The organism is Pseudomonas sp. MDV22-iso1, assembly GCF_058145095.1.
Genome location: NZ_JBYVMF010000002.1, coordinates 388,833 through 408,013 on the forward strand (window position 1 = coordinate 388,833; position 19,181 = coordinate 408,013).

General features: G+C 60.9%; 16 protein-coding genes. 12 read left to right on the plus strand and 4 right to left on the minus strand.

All coding sequences use genetic code 11. The annotated features are described in order from the left end of the window. The first annotated feature begins 32 nt into the window (after window positions 1–32). Window positions 33–5,930 (plus strand): Hpt domain-containing protein, encoded by a 5,898-nt coding sequence (locus AC3ZVB_RS04170; RefSeq protein WP_490145829.1) that lies wholly within the window; start codon window positions 33–35, stop codon window positions 5,928–5,930. Next, complete coding sequence (locus tag AC3ZVB_RS04175) at window positions 5,923–6,378, plus strand: chemotaxis protein CheW (RefSeq protein ID WP_490145830.1); 456 nt, start codon at window positions 5,923–5,925, stop codon at window positions 6,376–6,378. Before AC3ZVB_RS04170 ends, AC3ZVB_RS04175 begins: the two co-directional genes overlap by 8 nt. Window positions 6,379–6,532: 154 nt before the next feature. On the opposite strand, the gene AC3ZVB_RS04180 is transcribed toward AC3ZVB_RS04175, so the two are convergent. Further along, window positions 6,533–6,907: a DUF6124 family protein gene (locus AC3ZVB_RS04180; RefSeq protein WP_490145831.1), complete on the minus strand. Its 375-nt coding sequence runs from the start codon at window positions 6,905–6,907 to the stop codon at window positions 6,533–6,535. A gap of 617 nt (window positions 6,908–7,524) precedes the next feature. Here AC3ZVB_RS04180 and mdcA point away from each other — a divergent pair. From mdcA to madM, 9 genes are all read left to right on the plus strand, one after another. Then, a complete protein-coding gene (gene mdcA / locus AC3ZVB_RS04185; RefSeq protein WP_194691036.1) occupies window positions 7,525–9,195 on the plus strand; it encodes a malonate decarboxylase subunit alpha in 1,671 nt (556 codons plus the stop codon). Beyond that, window positions 9,195–10,070 carry a triphosphoribosyl-dephospho-CoA synthase gene (locus AC3ZVB_RS04190; protein ID WP_490145832.1) on the plus strand — a complete coding sequence of 292 codons (876 nt, stop codon included), beginning with the start codon at window positions 9,195–9,197 and terminating at the stop codon, window positions 10,068–10,070. The genes mdcA and AC3ZVB_RS04190 overlap by 1 nt, the downstream gene beginning before the upstream one ends. After that, window positions 10,070–10,369 (plus strand): malonate decarboxylase subunit delta, encoded by a 300-nt coding sequence (locus AC3ZVB_RS04195; RefSeq protein ID WP_162440890.1) that lies wholly within the window; start codon window positions 10,070–10,072, stop codon window positions 10,367–10,369. The genes AC3ZVB_RS04190 and AC3ZVB_RS04195 overlap by 1 nt, the downstream gene beginning before the upstream one ends. Further along, window positions 10,362–11,213 (plus strand): biotin-independent malonate decarboxylase subunit beta, encoded by an 852-nt coding sequence (locus AC3ZVB_RS04200; RefSeq protein WP_490145833.1) that lies wholly within the window; start codon window positions 10,362–10,364, stop codon window positions 11,211–11,213. The genes AC3ZVB_RS04195 and AC3ZVB_RS04200 overlap by 8 nt, the downstream gene beginning before the upstream one ends. Beyond that, window positions 11,210–12,013, plus strand: coding sequence for a biotin-independent malonate decarboxylase subunit gamma (gene mdcE / locus AC3ZVB_RS04205; protein WP_490145834.1), 804 nt, complete (start codon window positions 11,210–11,212; stop codon window positions 12,011–12,013). The genes AC3ZVB_RS04200 and mdcE overlap by 4 nt, the downstream gene beginning before the upstream one ends. Further along, window positions 12,007–12,627, plus strand: a complete 621-nt coding sequence (locus AC3ZVB_RS04210) for a malonate decarboxylase holo-ACP synthase (RefSeq protein WP_490145835.1) — start codon at window positions 12,007–12,009, stop codon at window positions 12,625–12,627. Before mdcE ends, AC3ZVB_RS04210 begins: the two co-directional genes overlap by 7 nt. Beyond that, a complete protein-coding gene (mdcH, locus tag AC3ZVB_RS04215; RefSeq protein ID WP_490145836.1) occupies window positions 12,624–13,535 on the plus strand; it encodes a malonate decarboxylase subunit epsilon in 912 nt (303 codons plus the stop codon). Before AC3ZVB_RS04210 ends, mdcH begins: the two co-directional genes overlap by 4 nt. A gap of 64 nt (window positions 13,536–13,599) precedes the next feature. Further along, window positions 13,600–14,016 carry a malonate transporter subunit MadL gene (madL, locus tag AC3ZVB_RS04220; RefSeq protein WP_490145837.1) on the plus strand — a complete coding sequence of 139 codons (417 nt, stop codon included), beginning with the start codon at window positions 13,600–13,602 and terminating at the stop codon, window positions 14,014–14,016. A gap of 1 nt (window position 14,017) precedes the next feature. Beyond that, the gene (madM, locus tag AC3ZVB_RS04225; protein WP_490145838.1) at window positions 14,018–14,782 is read left to right on the plus strand and encodes a malonate transporter subunit MadM; all 765 of its coding nucleotides are present in this window, start codon (window positions 14,018–14,020) and stop codon (window positions 14,780–14,782) included. 137 nt (window positions 14,783–14,919) lie between these two features. On the opposite strand, the gene AC3ZVB_RS04230 is transcribed toward madM, so the two are convergent. Beyond that, window positions 14,920–15,834, minus strand: coding sequence for a LysR family transcriptional regulator (locus AC3ZVB_RS04230; RefSeq protein ID WP_490145839.1), 915 nt, complete (start codon window positions 15,832–15,834; stop codon window positions 14,920–14,922). Between the two features lie 130 nt (window positions 15,835–15,964). On the opposite strand from AC3ZVB_RS04230, the gene trhA reads away from it, so the two are divergent. Continuing rightward, a complete protein-coding gene (gene trhA / locus AC3ZVB_RS04235; protein WP_162440882.1) occupies window positions 15,965–16,582 on the plus strand; it encodes a PAQR family membrane homeostasis protein TrhA in 618 nt (205 codons plus the stop codon). 90 nt (window positions 16,583–16,672) lie between these two features. Here trhA and AC3ZVB_RS04240 read toward each other — a convergent pair whose 3' ends face one another. Beyond that, window positions 16,673–17,392: a 16S rRNA (uracil(1498)-N(3))-methyltransferase gene (locus tag AC3ZVB_RS04240; protein WP_490145840.1), complete on the minus strand. Its 720-nt coding sequence runs from the start codon at window positions 17,390–17,392 to the stop codon at window positions 16,673–16,675. Between the two features lie 182 nt (window positions 17,393–17,574). Beyond that, window positions 17,575–18,981 carry an adenosylmethionine--8-amino-7-oxononanoate transaminase gene (locus tag AC3ZVB_RS04245; protein ID WP_490145841.1) on the minus strand — a complete coding sequence of 469 codons (1,407 nt, stop codon included), beginning with the start codon at window positions 18,979–18,981 and terminating at the stop codon, window positions 17,575–17,577. Between the last annotated feature and the right edge of the window lie 200 nt (window positions 18,982–19,181).

Sequence of the window (19,181 nt, forward strand, 5' to 3'; positions counted from 1 at the left end):
TTTTTTTGAGAGGGGCAGTGAGCGGAGTGGTTATGGGTGATCGGCACGACTATGTGGCCCTCGAGTGGGTCAAGGGTGAGATTGCCGAAACGCTGAGGCAGGCGGCTCTTCACCTGGAAAGCATGGCCATCGACGAGGAGCAGACAACGCCTGCGCTCGGTGAATGCCTGGCGTGCATCCATCAGGTCCATGGCGTGCTGCAGATGGTCGAGTTCTACGGCGCGGCGTTGCTCGCCGAAGAGATGGAACAGCTGACCCTGGCGCTGTTGCAGAACCGCGTCAGCCATCGTGATGAAGCGATCCACCTGCTGTTGCAAGCCCTCGGGCAGTTGCCGATCTACCTCGATCGGGTACAGGGCGCACGGCGGGACCTGCCGCTGGTAGTGCTGCCGCTGATCAATGATTTGCGTAGCGCACGTGGCGAGAGCCTGCTGTCAGAAACCAGTCTGTTCAGCCCGCAACTGCCGGACTTGCCCGCGCTGGATGAAGAAGAACTCGCGCTTCTGGAGCCGGCGGAATTACCCAACGTATTACGCAAGTTGCGGCAGATGCTGCAGATGGCGCTGGTCGGTTTGCTGCGCGAGCAGGAGGACGATACTCACCTTGGCTACCTGGCCAAGGTCTTTGCGCGCCTGGAAGGCATCTGTGGCGATGCGCCGCTGAGCCCTTTGTGGCAAGTGGCTTCGGCGTTGGTCGAAGGCATGCGCGGCGGTGCCATTGCTAACAGTCCGGCATTGCGCAGCCTGTTCAAGGACGCGGACAAAGAACTCAAGCGCCTGCTCGAACAGGGCATGCGCGGCATCAACCAACCAGCGCCTCCAGAGTTGCTCAAGAGTTTGCTGTTCTACATTGCCAAAGCCGACCACCCCACCGGGCAGATGCTGACCATGAAAGATCGCTACTCACTGGACGACGCATTGCCTGACAGCGCAATGGTCGACGAAGAACGCGCCCGGTTGGCCGGCCCCGACCGCGATGCCATGCGCTCGGTGCTGGCGGCGCTCTGCGAAGAACTGGTGCGGGTGAAAGAGCGCCTGGACCTGTTCGTCCGCAGCGACCGCCAGCACACGTCGGACCTCGAAAGCCTGCTGTCGCCCCTGCGACAAATCGCCGACACCCTGGCGGTGCTGGGATTTGGTCAGCCGCGCAAGGTCATCATCGATCAACTGGCGGTAGTGCTGAGCCTCGTTCAAGGCCAGCGCGAACCCAGCGATGCCGTTCTCATGGACGTCGCCGGTGCCTTGCTCTACGTCGAAGCCAACCTGTCCGGCATGGTCGGCACCGTTGAGCCGGAAAGCCAGGAAGACAGCCGCTTGCCAACCACCGACCTGACGCAGATCCACCAGATCGTCATCAGGGAGGCGCGCATCTGCCTGCAACAGGCCAAGGACATGATCGTCGACTACATCGACGCCGACTGGGACCGCCAGCACTTGCAGCCATTGCCGGCCTTGCTGACACAGGTGCGTGGGGCGCTGGCGATGATTCCATTGAGCCGCGCAGCCAGCCTGATCGAATCCTGCAATCACTTCATTCGCGAGCACTTGTTGCTGGACCCGGACCAGCCCGGCTGGCAGGAACTGGACAGCCTCGCCGACGTTATCACCAGCATCGAATATTACGTGGAGCGTCTCAGTGATGACCCGGAGGCTCCGGGGGAGCACCTGCTCGACGTGGCGCAAAAAGGCCTGGCTGTCCTGGGTTTCTTCCCCAACGAGCGGCATGTGCCGGTGCTGGAAGATGTGCTGAGCCCCAGCGAAGCGCAGGTGATGCAGGAACAGCAGGCGCTGGAAGATCCAGACGTGGTCCAGACCTTGGCCGATGTATTGGCCAGTCCCGTTTCCACCGTGAATCCCCCCGCCCTGAACACGCCTGGCAGTCTGCTCCCGCCACCCGCGGACGAAGAGCCGGTGGACGATGAATTGCGTGAAGTGTTCCTCGAAGAAGCTGAAGAAGTTCTGGATACCCTTCGCGAATATTTGCCGCGCTGGACCGCCACACCCGAGAGCACATCGGCCCTGAGTGAATTACGCCGGGCCTTTCACACCTTGAAAGGCAGTGGCCGGATGGTCCGGGCATTGGTGTTGGGCGAGCTGGCCTGGGCGGTGGAGAACCTGCTCAATCGCGTGCTCGAACACAGCGTCAAACCCGGGCCTGCGGTGAATCAGCTGCTGGATGATGTGATGCAATTGCTGCCGGAACTGGTGGCTGAATTTGCGAGCAACACCCAGCGCCAGCGCAACGATGTCGACCAGTTGGCCGCCCGAGCGCATGCCTTGGCCAAGGGCGTTGAACCGCTGCTGGACGAGGACGTGCAAGACGTCGCCGCGCTCGATCCCCTGCTGTTGGAGATCTTCCGCAACGAAGCCGAAACCCATCTGGCCAGCCTCAACCGATTCCTCGAACAAGCCGCCGAGCATGTACCCTTGCAGGCCAGCGACGACTTGCAGCGCGCCTTGCATACCCTCAAGGGCAGCGCCTCCATGGCCGGCGTTTTGCCGATTGCCGAACTGGCGGCGCCGCTGGACCAACTGGCTCGCGAGTACAAGGCGCATCTGTTAGCGCTGGACCTGGACGAAGTCGAGTTGTTGCTGGAGGCCGAAGGCTTGTTCCGGCTCGGATTGCGCCAGCTGAAAATCGATCCACTGGCTGACATTCCCGGTGCGCGTACCTTGATCGAAAGAACCCAGGCACTGCTGGCCGAGCGTCTGGAAACCCTTTTGAACGCACCGCATACCCGGATGCGCATCAAGCGTGATCCGCAACTGATCAACAACTTCCTCGCCCAAGGCATGGACATCCTGCTGGACGCTGAAAGCCTGTTGCAACGCTGGCAGCAACATCCGGGCGAGCGCCAGGAACTCAGTGCACTACTGGATGAATTGACCACCTTGGGCGAAGGCGCGCACCTGGCTGATCTGCACCCGGTGGATGAACTCTGCGAAGCCTTGCTCGACCTGTATGGCGCGGTGGAAGAAAGCAGTCTGGCAGTCAGCGACCGGTTTTTTCACGAAGCGCAAAGTGCCCATGAAGCGTTGATCAACATGCTCGACGAACTGGCGGCGGGCCAGGAAGTCAGCCCTCAACCGGAGCGAGTGCGAGCCTTGCGCGGCTTGCTCGATGAGAGTCTTGATCCCTCGGCGATGGGCCTGATTCGCAGCGACGGCAGCCGCACCTTGAGCATCCGTGAACTGGGCAGTGCCACCGCCGAACTGGCGAAGACCGAATCTCCTGCCGAGCGCGACGATGCAATCGTTTCGATCTTTCTTGAGGAAGCGGTCGATATTCTCGAGAGCGCCGGGCAGGCCTTGCAACGCTGGTTGAGTGATCCGGACAACGCCGCGCCGCTGCTGTCTCTGCAGCGTGATCTGCACACCCTCGAAGGCGGTGCGCGGATGGCCGGAATCGAGCCGGTGGGCGATCTGGCCCATGAGCTGGAAGGCCTTTACCAAGGGTTGGCAGACCGCCGTTACAGCCACAACGACGTGTTGGCGCAGCTGCTTGAGCACAGCCATGACCGCCTCGCACAGCTGCTTGAGCAGTTGCACAGTCACACGCCGTTGGACAATCCGGATGAGCTGATCGAGGCCATCCGTGAGTTCCGCCAGCACAACGTCGTCAGTGCGGAAGCCGCGCAAACAACACCCGTCAGCGATTCGCCAAGCCATGATCCGGAGTTGCTCGATATCTTCCTGGAAGAAGGTTTCGACATCATCGAAAACTCCGGCGCTGCCTTGGTGCGCTGGCAGGCGGAACCGTCGAACCGCCAGGAAGTGGAAACCCTGCTGCGGGATTTGCACACCCTCAAGGGCGGGGCACGGATGGTGGAAATCGCACCCATCGGCGACCTGGCCCATGAGCTGGAAACCCTTTACGAAGGCTTGTCCGCGGGTGTGTTGCAACCGACCGGGGCGTTGTTCGCCCTGTTGCAAAGCAGCCATGACCGACTGGCCCAAATGCTCGACGCGGCCCGCGCTGGCCAACCCTTGCCGCCGGCCGACCGGCTGATTGATGCGATCAGGAATTTCAGTCATCCGGCAGTGACTGACGTCGCGGTGGTCGCACCCGCCGCGCTCAAGCCCGAACCGCCGATCCTGCAGCCCGATATCGGCGCGGACATGGTCAAGGTCTCGGCGGAACTGCTCGACGATCTGGTCAACCTGGCGGGTGAAACGTCGATATTCCGTGGCCGCATCGAGCAACAGGTCAACGATGCCCGCGTGGCCCTGAGCGAGATGGAAACCACCATCGAGCGGATGCGCGATCAGCTGCGTCGGCTCGATACGGAAACCCAGGGACGCATCCTCAGCCGGCAGCAGGTCGAAGCCGAACGCCTGGGTTACGAGGAATTCGATCCGCTGGAAATGGACCGCCATTCGCAACTGCAGCAACTCTCACGCGCGTTGTTCGAATCCGCCTCCGACTTGCTCGATCTCAAGGAAACACTCGACCGGCGCAATCAGGACGCGCAGAACCTGCTGCAACAGCAGGGCCGCATCAATACCGAGTTGCAGGAAGGCCTGATGCGTACGCGCATGGTGCCGTTCGAACGAATGTTGCCGCGGTTGAAACGCATCGTCCGCCAGGTCTCCAGTGAGTTGGGCAAGGACGTGGAATTCATCGTCGGCAACGCTGAAGGCGAGATGGACCGCAATGTGCTCGAACGCATGGCGGCACCCTTGGAACACATGCTGCGCAACGCGGTGGACCATGGGCTGGAATCCACCGAAGCACGCATTGCGGCGGGTAAGCCGGCTCAAGGCATGATCACCCTGGACCTGTCGCGAGAGGGTGGCGACATCATTTTCGACATCCGCGACGACGGCGCCGGCGTGCCGCTGGACGCCGTGCGCCGCAAAGCGATCAAGCGGGGTTTGCTGGCGCCCGACAGCGATATCAGTGACCGCGACGTGCTGCAATTCATCCTGCAGCCGGGGTTCTCGACAGCGGAAAAAATCACCCAGATTTCCGGGCGTGGCGTCGGCATGGACGTGGTCCATGAAGAAGTGCGGCAACTGGGCGGCAGCATGAGCATCGACTCCCGGCCGGGGCAGGGCGTGCATTTTCGGATTCGCCTGCCCTTCACGGTGTCGGTCAACCGGGCATTGATGGTGCAGTGCGGTGAGGATCAATACGCGATCCCGCTGAACACTATCGACGGCATTGTTCGCGTGCTGCCCAACGAACTCGAAGGGCATTACCGGCTGGATCCGCCGACTTATAAATACGCCGGACAGCACTATGAATTGTGCTACCTGGGTGAGCTGCTCAAAACCAGCTCTCGCCCGAAACTGTTGGGCCAGAGCCTGCCATTACCGGTGTTGCTGGTGCAGTGCAACGAGCGTCACATCGCTGTGCAGGTCGATGCCATGGCCGGGACTCGTGAGATCGTGGTCAAAAGCCTCGGTCCGCAATTTGCGGCCGTGAAAGGCTTGTCGGGGGCGACCATTCTGGGTGATGGCCGGGTGGTGCTGATTCTTGATCTGCTGGCGCCGCTGCGCGCCATGCAGGCCCGTGTCCCTCAGGCCACTGACGATGCGGAAGTCGAACCGCACAAGCCATTGCTGGTGCTGGTGGTCGACGACTCGGTCACGGTGCGCAAGGTGACGAGTCGCCTGCTCGAACGCCACGGCATGAACGTGCTCACGGCCAAGGACGGTGTCGACGCCATGCTCCTGCTCGAAGAACACCTGCCTGACCTGATGCTGCTGGACATCGAAATGCCGCGCATGGACGGTTTCGAGGTGGCCGCACAGGTTCGTGCCGACGAACGTTTGCAGCACCTGCCCATCATCATGATCACCTCCCGCACCGGCCAGAAACACCGCGACCGTGCCATGGCCATCGGCGTCAATGACTACCTGGGCAAGCCGTATCAGGAATCGGTGTTGCTCGACAGCATCGCCTTGTGGAGCAAACCCCATGCTTGAACACCGCACCAGCAACCTCACCGGACTGCTGCTGCCCCTGGCAGATCGCAACCTGATCCTGCCCAACGTCGCGGTCGCCGAGCTGATCGACTATCAGCCCGGTGCTTTCGATCTGGATACACCGCCGTGGTACCTGGGGCGAGTGACGTGGCGGGATCGGCACATTCCATTGCTCAGTTTCGAAGCGGCGTGTGGCAGCAAAATCGTTATCGGGGACCGTGCGCGGATCGTCATCCTCAACGCTCTGGGCGGGCGGCCGGAGCTGCGGTTCATCGCGCTGCTGGTACAAGGGATCCCCAGGTCCTACAAGCTGGACAGTCAGCTGAGCTATGTGGATGTGCCGTTGTGCGCGCTGGAAATGGCGGCGGTGCAGGTGGGGGATCAGGTGGCGAAGGTGCCGGATTTGCTGGCGCTGGAAGAACTGCTAGTGAGTGCGGGTCTGGTCTGACCGGATCCCTGTGGCGAGGGAGCTTACTCCCGCTGGGTCGCGAAGCGGCCCCAAAACCTGCAATCGAGGTGTATCAGGTACACCGAGAACATTGGTTTTACGACTGCTTCGCAGCCGAACGGGAGCAAGCTCCCTCGCCACTAGGGTTTCTGCGCTAAGCCCTGGCCTGAGCCTTCATCTGCGCAGACTCGTGATGATCCAGCGCCCGCTCCACCAACAACTGCACCCCATCCGCCATGCGGCTGAGCGCCAAGGCTACAGAGCGGCGTGAGCCTTCCACATCGTCCGCCAGATCGGCAGCAATAGCGCTGATGGACAGCAGGTCTTCGGATGCATTGGCCAGAAGGGCTTCGGTGTCGATACCGGGGGAGACGCTGAAGAGTTGATGTTTGCGGCGCTTGCCCGGTTTTTCATGAGGTGGGAAGTAGCAGGAAAAGATGCGGTCGACGGCTTCCTTGAGTTTTTCAGCTTCGAGGGATGCTTCGGAGTCGGTGTCGGATTCCGGCGGGTTGGGAGTTGGTTTAAACATGGCAAAGATCCTTGTAGTGATGGAGCTGCCGTTTTTCGTTTTCCAGACGAAAAGGGTGGCAGCTGTACGCGGACTGGAAAAACCGAGAAAGGATCAAACCCGGCAGACCCGAAGGTCTCCCACGCACAGCCGCCATAACTTAGAACTACGGAGCAAAAAAAGCGCCGCATTATGTCATGTGCATTGATCCTGTTCTTCGGGTTTTCCAGACCCGATCGCTGAATTGGCAGCGACCCGGAAACGATAAAGATCAACGCAAAACCGCACCAGTCGGCGAGTTCTGGCATTGCTGTAGGCAGCGACGCCAGACTGCGTAGCTGCTCACCCTCCTGCGGAGAAACTTTTAAACACAAATCCCCATTTGGCTGGTGAAGGTTGAAGAGTCCCAAAAAGGGACTGATAGGTCCTTTTTTGGGACTTGTCGATGATTGCCGTGGAGCTTTATCAGGACAGATAACTAGGTGTGTTCGAAATCCAACTCTCTGGGGAGAAGTCTAGGGTGAGAGGCCAATCTCAAACCATTACCCTGACCGTAACTATCCACCACTCTGCTTGATTGATGCCCCCACTCAACGCTCCTAAGGTGACCCCCACGATAGCGAACCCGTGGAGTGGTCATGACAACAACAATATCCCCCGACTCGCGATGGACGCGGCGGCGCAGCGAGAAGCAGCGGCGTCTGGAGTTGGTCAAGGATCTGGCCGACGGTGTGGTCCTTCCCACCGACAAGATCGTTGCCGCGCTTGAAGCGTTGATCCTGCCGGGCGACCGTGTGGTGCTCGAGGGCAACAACCAGAAGCAGGCGGATTTCCTTTCCCGTTCCCTGGCCAAGGCTGATCCCGCGAAGCTGCATGACTTGCACATGATCATGCCCAGCGTCGGTCGTTCCGAGCATCTGGACCTGTTCGAACGCGGCATTGCCCGCAAGCTCGACTTTTCGTTTGCCGGCACCCAAAGCCTGCGCATCAGCCAGTTGCTGGAAGACGGACTGCTGGAAATCGGCGCCATCCACACCTACATCGAACTCTATGCACGGCTGGTGGTGGACCTGATTCCCAACGTCGTGCTCTCGGCCGGCTTCATGGCCGACCGCGCCGGCAACATCTACACCGGCCCTAGCACCGAAGACACCCCGGCGCTGATCGAGCCGGCCGCGTTCAGCGACGGCATCGTGATCGTCCAGGTCAATCAGCTGGTGGACGATGTCAGCGAACTGCCCCGTGTCGACATCCCCGCGTCCTGGGTGGATTTCGTGGTGGTGGCGGACAAGCCTTTCTATATCGAACCCCTGTTCACCCGCGACCCGCGGCACATCAAGCCTGTGCATGTGCTGATGGCGATGATGGCGATCCGCGGGATCTACGAAAAACACAATGTCCAGTCGCTCAACCACGGCATCGGATTCAACACCGCCGCCATCGAATTGATCCTGCCGACCTACGGCGAGTCCCTTGGCCTGAAGGGCAAGATCTGCCGCAACTGGACCCTCAATCCCCATCCCACACTGATACCGGCGATTGAAAGCGGCTGGGTCGAAAGCGTGCATTGCTTCGGCACCGAACTGGGCATGGAAAACTACATTGCCGCCCGGCCAGACGTGTTCTTCACCGGGCGCGACGGCTCTCTGCGCTCCAACCGGATGTTCTGCCAACTGGCCGGGCAATACGCCGTGGACCTGTTCATCGGTGCGACCTTGCAAGTGGATGGTGACGGGCATTCATCCACCGTGACGCGTGGACGACTGGCTGGCTTCGGTGGCGCGCCGAACATGGGCCACGACCCGCGCGGTCGTCGCCATGGCACACCGGCGTGGCTCGACATGCGCCACGACGATGCGCCTGAAGCGCTGCTCGAGCGCGGTAAAAAACTCGTGGTGCAAATGGTCGAGACCTTCCAGGAGGGCGGAAAACCGACCTTTGTCGAAACTCTGGACGCTGTGGAAGTCGCGCGCAAAAGTGGCATGCCGTTGGCGCCGATCATGATCTACGGTGACGACGTCACGCACCTGCTGACCGAAGAAGGCATCGCTTATTTGTACAAGGCGCGCTCGCTCGAAGAGCGTCAGGCGATGATCGCCGCCGTCGCCGGAGTCACCACCATCGGGCTGCGCCACAACCCCAAAGACACCGCCCGCATGCGCCGTGAAGGCTTGATCGCCTTGCCCGAGGATCTCGGTATCCGCCGCACCGACGCCACTCGCCAATTGCTGGCGGCGAAAAGCGTGGCAGATCTGGTGGAATGGTCCGGTGGCCTCTACAACCCGCCCGCCAAGTTCAGGAGTTGGTAATGCACGCATTCAATCTGCAACCCAAACCTTTAACCCTGGCCGAACGGCTGGCGGACCTTGCGGTGGACGCACTGATCGATGAAGCGGATCTGTCGCCGAAACCGGCGCTGGTCGACCGTCGCGGCAATGGCGCTCACACCGATTTGCACCTCGGACTGATGCACGCCTCGGCGCTGTCGTTGTGGCCGGCGTTCAAGGAAATGGCTGAAGCGGCCATCGAGCTTGGCGAAGTGAATGTGCAACTGCGCGAAGCCGTCGGGCGTATCGGCCGGGAAGGGGAGTACGCCATGCTCACCACCACGGCCGGTGTGAATACCCATCGTGGCGCTATTTGGGCCTTGGGTCTTTTGGTCTCAGCCGCCGCTTTGGCGCCTCAAGCCAATACCCCGCATAGCGTGGCCCTGCGAGCGGCGCGATTAGCCCTGCTTGATGACCGTTACGCGCCGCGCCCCCTGAGTCATGGCGCCCAGGTCGCCCAACGATACGGCGCACGCGGTGCCCGTGAAGAAGCGCAGCTGGGTTTTCCGGCCGTGATTCACCGCGCGTTGCCACAACTCAAACGCAGTCGTGCCGCTGGAGGCGGCGAGCAGAATGCCCGCCTCGATGCGTTGCTGGCGATCATGACTCAACTGTCCGATACCTGCGTGCTGTACCGCGCCGGTGAGCAGGGTTTGCACGCCATGCAGGCTGGCGCCCAAGCGGTGCTCGACAAAGGTGGCAGCGCCAGCCTCGCCGGTCGCCGTCATTTGCATGAACTCGACCAACAACTTATCGCATTGAATGCCTCGCCCGGCGGTGCCGCAGACCTGCTCGCCGCCTGCCTGTTCCTCGATCGCATCGAGTCCGGCGCCGGCATTATCCAGGGAGCGTCCTGATGGAAACCTTATCTTTTGAATTCCCCGCCGGTCAGCCACCCCGTGGCCGCACGCTGGTGGGCTGTGTCGGCTCGGGCGATCTGGAAGTGCTGATCGAGCCCGGTCAGGCGGGCAAGTTGAAGATCCAGGTTCAGACCTCTGTCAACGGTAGCGAGCAGCGCTGGCAGCATCTGTTTGCGCGCATGTTCGAAGGCCAGACACCCCCGGCGATGGACATCGATATCCACGATTTCGGCGCGACCCCGGGCGTGGTGCGTCTGCGTCTGGAGCAAGGCTTTGAGGAGATCGGCCATGACTGACAACGCAGCGCTTGCCCACAAACACAGCTTCGTCGAACTCGGCGCGCGACAACGGGCGAAAGCCTTGCTCGATGCCGGCACTTTTCGCGAACTGCTCGACCCCTTCCAACGCGTCATGTCGCCGTGGTTATCGCGCCAGGGCGTGGTGCCACAAGCCGATGACGGTGTGGTTATCGCCAAGGGCAGCCTCGGCGGATTACCCGTGGTCATCGCCGCTATCGAAGGCGCATTCCAGGGCGGCAGCCTGGGGGAAGTCGGCGGGGCCAAGATTGCCGGCGCAATGGAACTGGCGGCCGAAGACAACCGCAAGGGCACGCCGACCCGTGCTGTATTGCTGCTGGAAACCGGGGGCGTGCGGTTACAGGAAGCCAACCTCGGTCTGGCCGCGATTGCCGATATTCACGCGGCCATTGTCGATCTTCAGCAGTACCAGCCTGTCGTCGGCGTCGTGGCGGGCAGCGTCGGATGCTTTGGCGGGATGTCGATTGCCGCCGGGCTCTGCAGCTATCTGGTGGTGACGCGCGAAGCACGGCTTGGCTTGAACGGTCCGCAAGTGATCGAACAGGAAGCGGGACTTGAGGAATACGACTCACGTGATCGTCCTTTCATCTGGAGCCTGACCGGCGGCGAGCAACGTTTCGCCAGCGGTCTGGTAGACCGCTACGTCGCCGACGACGTCGAGCAGATCCAGCAACACGTCAGTCAATTGCTCAAGCAAGGGTTGCCGGCACAACCGCGCAGCCATCAGGCCGAACGGTTTCTGCAACGCCTGGCCCGTCTGGGCGCGGTACCGCAAATCGAGCCGGCGACGGTTCGCGATCTGTATCAAGGAGAGCGCTCATGAGTTCCTATTCAGTGCGAGGCTTGAACTGGTTCGAGGCCTTGAGTGCCGGCGCAAAATCGGTTGAAGGTTTGCCGCCCTCGCTAAAGGTCGCTGATGGCGTAATGGGTGATCAAACTGTTCGGTTCATTGCCGTTGTGGCCGATCCCGACAACCGTTTTGTGCGCGCCCGCAATGGCGAAGTCGGCCTGCTGGAAGGGTGGGGGCTGGCCAAGGCTGTGGATGAAGTCATCGCAGCCGATCAGGACACACCGCACAAACGCGCGGTGATCGCTATTGTCGATGTGCCCAGTCAGGCCTACGGCCGACGCGAAGAAGCGCTCGGCATTCACCAGGCGTTGGCGGGTGCGGCAGACAGTTACGCCCGCGCTCGATTGGCTGGTCACGCGGTGATCGGGTTGTTGGTGGGCAAGGCGATGTCGGGTGCGTTTCTGGCTCATGGTTACCAGGCCAACCGGCTGATCGCGCTGCGGGATCCGGGGGTGATGGTGCATGCCATGGGCAAGGCATCGGCCGCGCGCGTGACGTTGCGCAGCGTCGAAGAACTTGAAGCCCTGGCCGCCAGTGTGCCGCCGATGGCCTATGACATCGACAGCTATGCCAGCCTTGGATTGCTCTGGGAAACCTTGTCGGTGGAGCAGATTGAACAGCCCACCGCTGCTGATCTGGAGCGGGTGACTGAATGCCTGAGTCAGGCGATTGCTGACGTCGCTGTCAGCGGTCGCGACCTGAGCAGCCGTTTGGGCGCGAGCAATCGTGCCGCCTCGAGCCAGGTTCGCCAACTGTTGAGAGAGCAGTGGTGAGCGCCATTCTGGCCCATGACCTGCTCTGGGGAATGACCCTGGAGCAGTTGCCAGCGGGCGCGCCTGCGTGGGTGATCGATTCGATCGACGCAGGGCAGCCAGTGGTGGTTCGACGGGCGTTGTGCACGGCGGGCGACATCGCAGTCGGGGTGCGTGGGCGCTTGCGTGAACAGCGCTTCGCAACGGTCATGCGGGTCGACGGGATTCAGCGTCGCGTTCAACCGGAAGCGCTGTGTCACGTCTTGATCGAACGGGATCTGCCGGCAGTACGCGCCCTCGATCAACTGCGACCGATGCTTGACGACTGCGGTTGGGTCTGGGGTGTCAGTGGCAGTGCCGGGTTCGAGCTGGCCAGCGGTATTGAGGCATTGCACCCGCAGAGTGACCTCGACTTGATCCTGCGTACGCCGCAACCAGTGTGTCGGTCGCAAGCCCAGGAACTGGTGAACCTGCTGGACGCTGCGTTATGCCCGGTGGACATGCAGTTGCAGACGCCTTTCGGCGCCGTCGCATTGCGCGAGTGGGCCGGTTCTACGCGAAAAGTCCTGCTCAAAAGTGCTATCGGTGCCTGCCTGGTCGACGATCCCTGGAACCCACAGGAGCAGGCAGCGTGAGCAGTTTGCTGGTGTTCCCGGGACAAGGCGCGCAGCAGCCGGGCATGCTCCATCGTTTACCCCGCGAGACGGTTCGCGAGGCGAGCGAAGCGCTGGGTGAAGATGTTTTGCTGCTGGATGACGCCGACGCTTTGAAGTCGACGAGGTCTGTGCAGCTGTGCCTGCTGATCGCCGGCGTGGCGGCTTCGCGTCAGTTAGCAATGACAGCGGATTACGTGGCCGGCTTATCCATTGGCGCTTATCCCGCCGCCGTGGTGGCTGGTGCCTTGAGCTTCAGTGATGCGCTGCATCTGGTCAGCCTGCGCGGTGAGCTGATGCAGCAGGCTTATCCACGGGGCTACGGGATGACTGCGATCATCGGCCTTGATCTGGCCACGGTAGAAGGTTTGCTGGCGCAGGTTCACGGTGTCGACGCACCGGTCTACCTGGCCAACATCAACGCCGATAACCAGGTGGTCATTGCTGGCAGCGATGACGCGATGCAAGCGGTTGCGGCGCTGGCAAGAGATCAAGGTGCAGGCTTGGCCAAACGCCTCGCGGTCAGCGTTCCGTCGCACTGCCCGTTGCTGGAAGGCCCGGCCAAAACCCTGGCGCAAGCGTTCACCGAGGTGCCGATGAAAACGCCGGTGTTGGGCTACCTGAGCGGTAGTCGCGCCCGGCCAATCATCAACACCGATGCCTTGCGCGACGACCTGGCGTTCAACATGTGCCGCGTCGTCGATTGGCGCGGCACCGTGCAAAGCGCCTACGAACGTGGGGTTCGTCTGCAGATCGAACTGCCGCCTGGCGCGGTGCTGACGGGACTGGCGCGTCGGGTATTCGAGCAAGGCACCGTCATCGCTTTCGATGGCGCGCGGCTCGATACCCTGCAAGCGCTTTTGCGTGAGGAGGGAAGCCGCCAACACTAGATCTGCGACTCAGGCTTCGAACAACAAAAACAATATTCGACGATGCACTTTGAGGACTACAACAATGATTATCTACGGTGTGGCGCTGTTGGCGATTTGTACGCTGGCAGGCGTGATCATGGGTGACATGCTTGGCGTGTTACTGGGCGTGAAGTCCAACGTGGGCGGCGTGGGGATCGCGATGATCCTGTTGATCTGCGCCCGGTTGTGGATGCAAAAACGCGGTGGCATGACCAAGGATTGCGAGATGGGCGTCGGCTTCTGGGGCGCCATGTACATTCCCGTGGTGGTCGCGATGGCCGCGCAACAGAACGTTGTTACCGCGCTGCATGGCGGTCCGGTGGCGGTGCTGGCGGCGATCGGTTCGGTGGTGCTTTGCGGCTGCACCATTGCCTTGATCAGCCGGACCCACAAGGGAGAACCCTTGCCCGATGAGCCGGCGGAAATTACCCCGGTCAGTACACCTGTAGGAGGACGCTGATATGTGGGATCTCATTGAAAAAGGCCTTGAGCATAACGGTCTGGTCACTGCGTTCGCTTTTGTCGGTGTGATCATGTGGGTGTCGGTGATCTTGTCCAAACGACTGACGTTCGGACGGATTCACGGTTCGGCGATTGCCATCGTCATCGGTCTGGTGTTGGCCTGGGTAGGCGGCACCATGACCGGTGGGCAAAAAGGCCTGGCGGACCTGACATTGTTTTCCGGTATCGGTTTGATGGGCGGCGCGATGCTGCGTGACTTCGCCATTGTTGCCACGGCGTTTGAAGTGCAGGCGACCGAGGCGAAAAAAGCCGGGCTGATTGGTGTGATTGCGTTGTTGCTGGGCACGATCCTGCCGTTCGTTGTCGGCGCGAGCATTGCCTGGGCGTTCGGTTATCGGGATGCCGTGAGCATGACCACCATCGGCGCGGGAGCGGTGACCTACATCGTCGGGCCGGTGACTGGTGCGGCGATCGGGGCGAGTTCGGATGTGGTGGCGCTGTCGATTGCCACCGGGTTGATCAAGGCGATTCTGGTGATGGTCGGCACGCCGATGGCGGCGCGCTGGATGGGGCTGGATAACCCGCGCTCGGCAATGGTATTCGGTGGCTTGGCCGGCACTGTCAGCGGTGTGACCGCGGGGCTGGCGGCGACGGATCGTCGGTTGGTACCTTACGGCGCATTGACCGCGACTTTTCATACCGGGCTTGGGTGTTTGCTGGGGCCTTCGTTGTTGTACTTCATTGTCCGCGGGATTGTGGGCTGACTGCAGGGTCTGAGTTGCCAGGATTGACGCCATCGCCAGCAGGCTAGCTCCCACAGGGGGAAAGGGGGATGCACTCCCACAGGGTATGCATTCCCACTGTGGGAGCCAGCCTGCTGGCGATTGGGGTCAACCCGTTTTCAACCCTGCCGATTGGCATACATCCGACACTCCGCCAGCAACGCCAGCAAATTCGGATCGCGCTCCTTGGCCTTCAGGAACACCACGCCAATGTGCTGCTGCAGCCGGTACTTTTCCTGCAGTGGAATCAGCTTCACCCGGTTCTCATACACCGCCGCAATTCGCCCTGGCAGCAACGCATAACCCACCCCGGAGCTGACCATGCTCAGCAGGGTAAAGATGTCGTTGACCTGCATCGCCACCTTCGGCTCGAACCCCGCCTGCTCGAAAACCCGCTTGCCGTCCTGATGGGTGGCGAAGCCTTGGGTCAGGGTGATGAAGGTTTCATCTCGCACTTCGGCAAGGTCGACTTCAGTCCTGTTGGCAAACTTCGAATCGGCCGGCGTGGCCAGGAAGATATCGTCGGAAAACAGCGGAATGTGCTCGCAGTCCGGGTCGTTGATGCTGTCGTCCAGGGACACCAGAATCGCGTCGACTTCCATGTTCTTGAGCTTGTACAGCAAGTCGAAATTGGAGCCCAGAATCAGATCGATGTTGAGTTCGCTGCGGCGAATTTTCAGGCCCATGATCAGCTGGGGCACGGTCTTCACCGTCAGCGAATACAGTGAGCCCAGCTTGAAACGCTCGGCAGAGAAACCGGCGGCCTCGCGGGTGAGGCGCACGCTTTCCACGACGTCCTGAATGAGTTTCTGCGCCCGCTCTTCCAGCACATAAGCGCTCTCAAGTGGCGTGAGATTGCGGCCTTCGTGCTTGAACAACGGGCAACGCAGGGCGCTTTCAAGGGAATGGATGGCGCGGTGCACGCTGACGTTACTGGTCTGCAACTCGGCAGCGGCTCGCGCCAGGTTGCCGGTACGCATGAAGGCCAGGAACACCTCGAGTTTTTTCAGGGTCAACTCTTCGTCGATCAGCATGATGGGGACTCTTATTCGAATGGCTCGATTGTGCACGCATACGAGGGATTTGTTTTTTGAAACATTGCGCTTTTAGCCTCAAGGCCTGAGCCTTGCTCAATGCTGTGACGAATTAAGAGGTGTGCAATACATGTATCACGGGGAAAAATTGAACGCCTGGACGCATCTGGTCGGGGCGGTTGCGGCATTTGTCGGTGTGGTGTGGATGCTGGTCATTGCCAGCCTGGACGGCAGTCCGTGGAAGATTGTCAGTGTGGCGATCTACGGGTTTACGTTGCTGGTGCTGTACAGCGCCTCGACGGTTTACCACAGCGTGCGCGGGCGCAAGAAAGCGATCATGCAGAAGGTTGATCACTTTTCGATCTATCTTTTGATTGCCGGCAGCTACACGCCGTTCTGCCTGGTGACCCTGCGCGGGCCATGGGGCTGGACGTTGTTCGGGATTGTCTGGGGGCTGGCGCTGATCGGCATCCTGCAAGAGATCAAGCCGCGATCCGAAGCGCGCGTTCTGTCGATCGTGATTTATGCGGTGATGGGCTGGATTGTGCTGGTGGCGGTCAAGCCGCTGATGGCGGCGCTGGGTGGCGTCGGGTTTGCCTGGTTGGCAGCGGGGGGGATTCTGTACACCGTGGGCATTGTCTTTTTTGCCCTCGATCATCGCCTGCGCCATGCCCACGGGATCTGGCATCTGTTCGTGATCGCCGGGAGTTTGCTGCATTTTGTGGCGATATTTTTTTATGTCCTTTGAAGGGAAGATCAAAAGATCGCAGCCTGCGGCAGCTCCTACAGGTGTAATGCGTTCCCAGGTGGGAGCTGCCGCAGGCTGCGATCTTTTGATCTAGAAATCACCCCACAGCTGCTGCGCCACCGCCAGCGCCACAACCGGCGCGGTCTCGGTTCGCAGCACGCGTGGACCTAGTCGGGCAGCATGGAAATCGGCGCCCTTGGCCTGTTCAACCTCGGCATCCGACAACCCGCCTTCTGGGCCAATCAGGAACGCCAGCGTCGCAGGCTTGGCATGACTGACCAGCGGCTCGGCCACCGGGTGCAGCACCAGTTTCAGCTCGGCTTGCGTCTGCTTCAACCAATCGGCCAGCAGTAGCGGGGGATGGATCACCGGCACCCGCGAACGCCCACATTGCTCGCAGGCGCTGATCGCTACCTGGCGCCAGTGCATCAAGCGTTTGTCGGCGCGTTCATCTTTTAATCGGACTTCACAGCGGTCGCTGAAGATTGGGGTGATTTCGGTCACGCCCAGTTCGGTGGCTTTCTGAATCGCCCAGTCCATCCGCTCGCCACGGGACAGACCCTGGCCGAGATGGATCTGCAGCGGCGACTCGACCTGACCAGGGAAGCTTTCATCGATCTGCACCACGACGCGCTTCTTGCCGACGTCGACCAGCCGAGCGCGAAACTCGTCGCCCGAGCCGTCGAACAGCTGCAACGCATCGCCTTCGGTCATGCGCAGCACACGGCTGATGTAGTGCGCCTGGGCCTCGGGCAATTCGTGCTCGCCGATGCTCAGGGGGGCGTCGATAAAGAAGCGGGACAGTCTCATGCTGGGTCTCTACTGAATCTGTAAGTTGCAACGAGTCGCAAATGTGGCTGGCTTTTGTGGCGAGGGGATTTATCCCCGTTGGGCTGCGAAGCGGCCCCCAAATGGGACTGCTGCGCAGTCCAACGGGGATAAATCCCCTCGCCACAGATAAACCCCTAACAACAGGGGAACTGCGTCAAGCTTTAGCCCGGATCACGGAAACCCGGATGAAAGTCTTTCGGCACCGACACGCTGACGCTGTCACGCGTTGCGATATCGATGCCTTCGCTGGCCACTTCGGCCAGGAAGTCGATCTGCTCTGGCGTAATGACATACGGCGGCAGGAAATACACCACGCTGCCCAACGGACGCAACAGGGCGCCACGCTCCAGTGCATGCTGGAACACCTTCAAGCCGCGGCGTTCCTGCCATGGATAAGCTTCCTTGGTGGCCTTGTCCTTGACCATCTCGATGGCCAGCACCATGCCGGTCTGGCGCACTTCCGAGACATTGGGGTGATCGACCAGGTGCGCGGTGGAGGAAGCCATGCGCTGCGCCAGCGCCTTGTTGTTTTCGATGACGTTGTCTTCTTCGAAAATATCCAGCGTCGCCAATGCCGCGGCGCATGCCAGGGGATTGCCGGTGTAGCTGTGGGAGTGCAGGAATGCGCGCAGCGTCGGGTAGTCGTCGTAGAAAGCGCTGTAGACGTCTTCGGTGGTCACGCACGCGGCTAGTGGCAGGTAGCCACCGGTCAGGGCTTTGGACAGGCACAGGAAATCCGGACGGATGCCGGCCTGTTCACACGCGAACATGGAGCCGGTGCGGCCAAAGCCGACGGCGATTTCGTCGTGGATCAGGTGCACGCCATAACGGTCGCAGGCTTCCCGCAGCAGCTTGAGGTACACCGGGTGGTACATGCGCATGCCGCCAGCGCCCTGGATCAACGGCTCGACGATCACGGCAGCGACGGTGTCGTGGTTGTCCGCGAGGGTCTGTTCCATAACGGCAAACATGTTGCGCGAATGCTCTTCCCAGCTCATGCCTTCCGGGCGCAGGTAGCAATCGGGGCTTGGCACCTTGATGGTATCGAGCAACAACGCCTTGTAGGTTTCCGTGAACAGCGGCACGTCGCCCACCGACATCGCCGCCATGGTTTCGCCGTGGTAGCTGTTGGTCAGGGTGACGAAGCGCTTTTTGTTCGGCTGGCCGCGATTGAGCCAGTAGTGAAAGCTCATCTTCAGCGCAACTTCGATGCAGGACGAACCGTTATCGGCGTAGAAGCATCGGGTCAGGCCTTCCGGCGTCATCTTCACCAGGCGCTCGGACAACTCGATCACTGGCTGGTGGCTGAAACCGGCGAGGATCACGTGCTCCAGCTGATCGACCTGATCCTTGATGCGTTGATTGATCCGTGGGTTGGCATGGCCGAACACATTGACCCACCAGGAACTGACGGCGTCGAGGTAGCGTTTACCTTCGAAGTCTTCAAGCCACACGCCTTCACCGCGCTTGATCGGGATCAGCGGCAGTTGTTCGTGGTCTTTCATCTGGGTGCAGGGATGCCACAACACGGCGAGATCGCGCTGCATCCACTGATTATTCAGGCCCATGTTCAGTCTCCTCGAGGCTTCCTGCGACATGCGCGGAAATACAATCGCGCAAGCCTATGCAATGCGCGGCATCGGAACAACCCATTGTGTCAATTGAGCTACTTTGTATAGGGCGATAGACGTCGCTGGCGGCCATTTGATGGCTGACGTATTCTTCGCCGTTCCTTGAGTCGTCTGACTCGAAAAAACTGTTTCCTTGT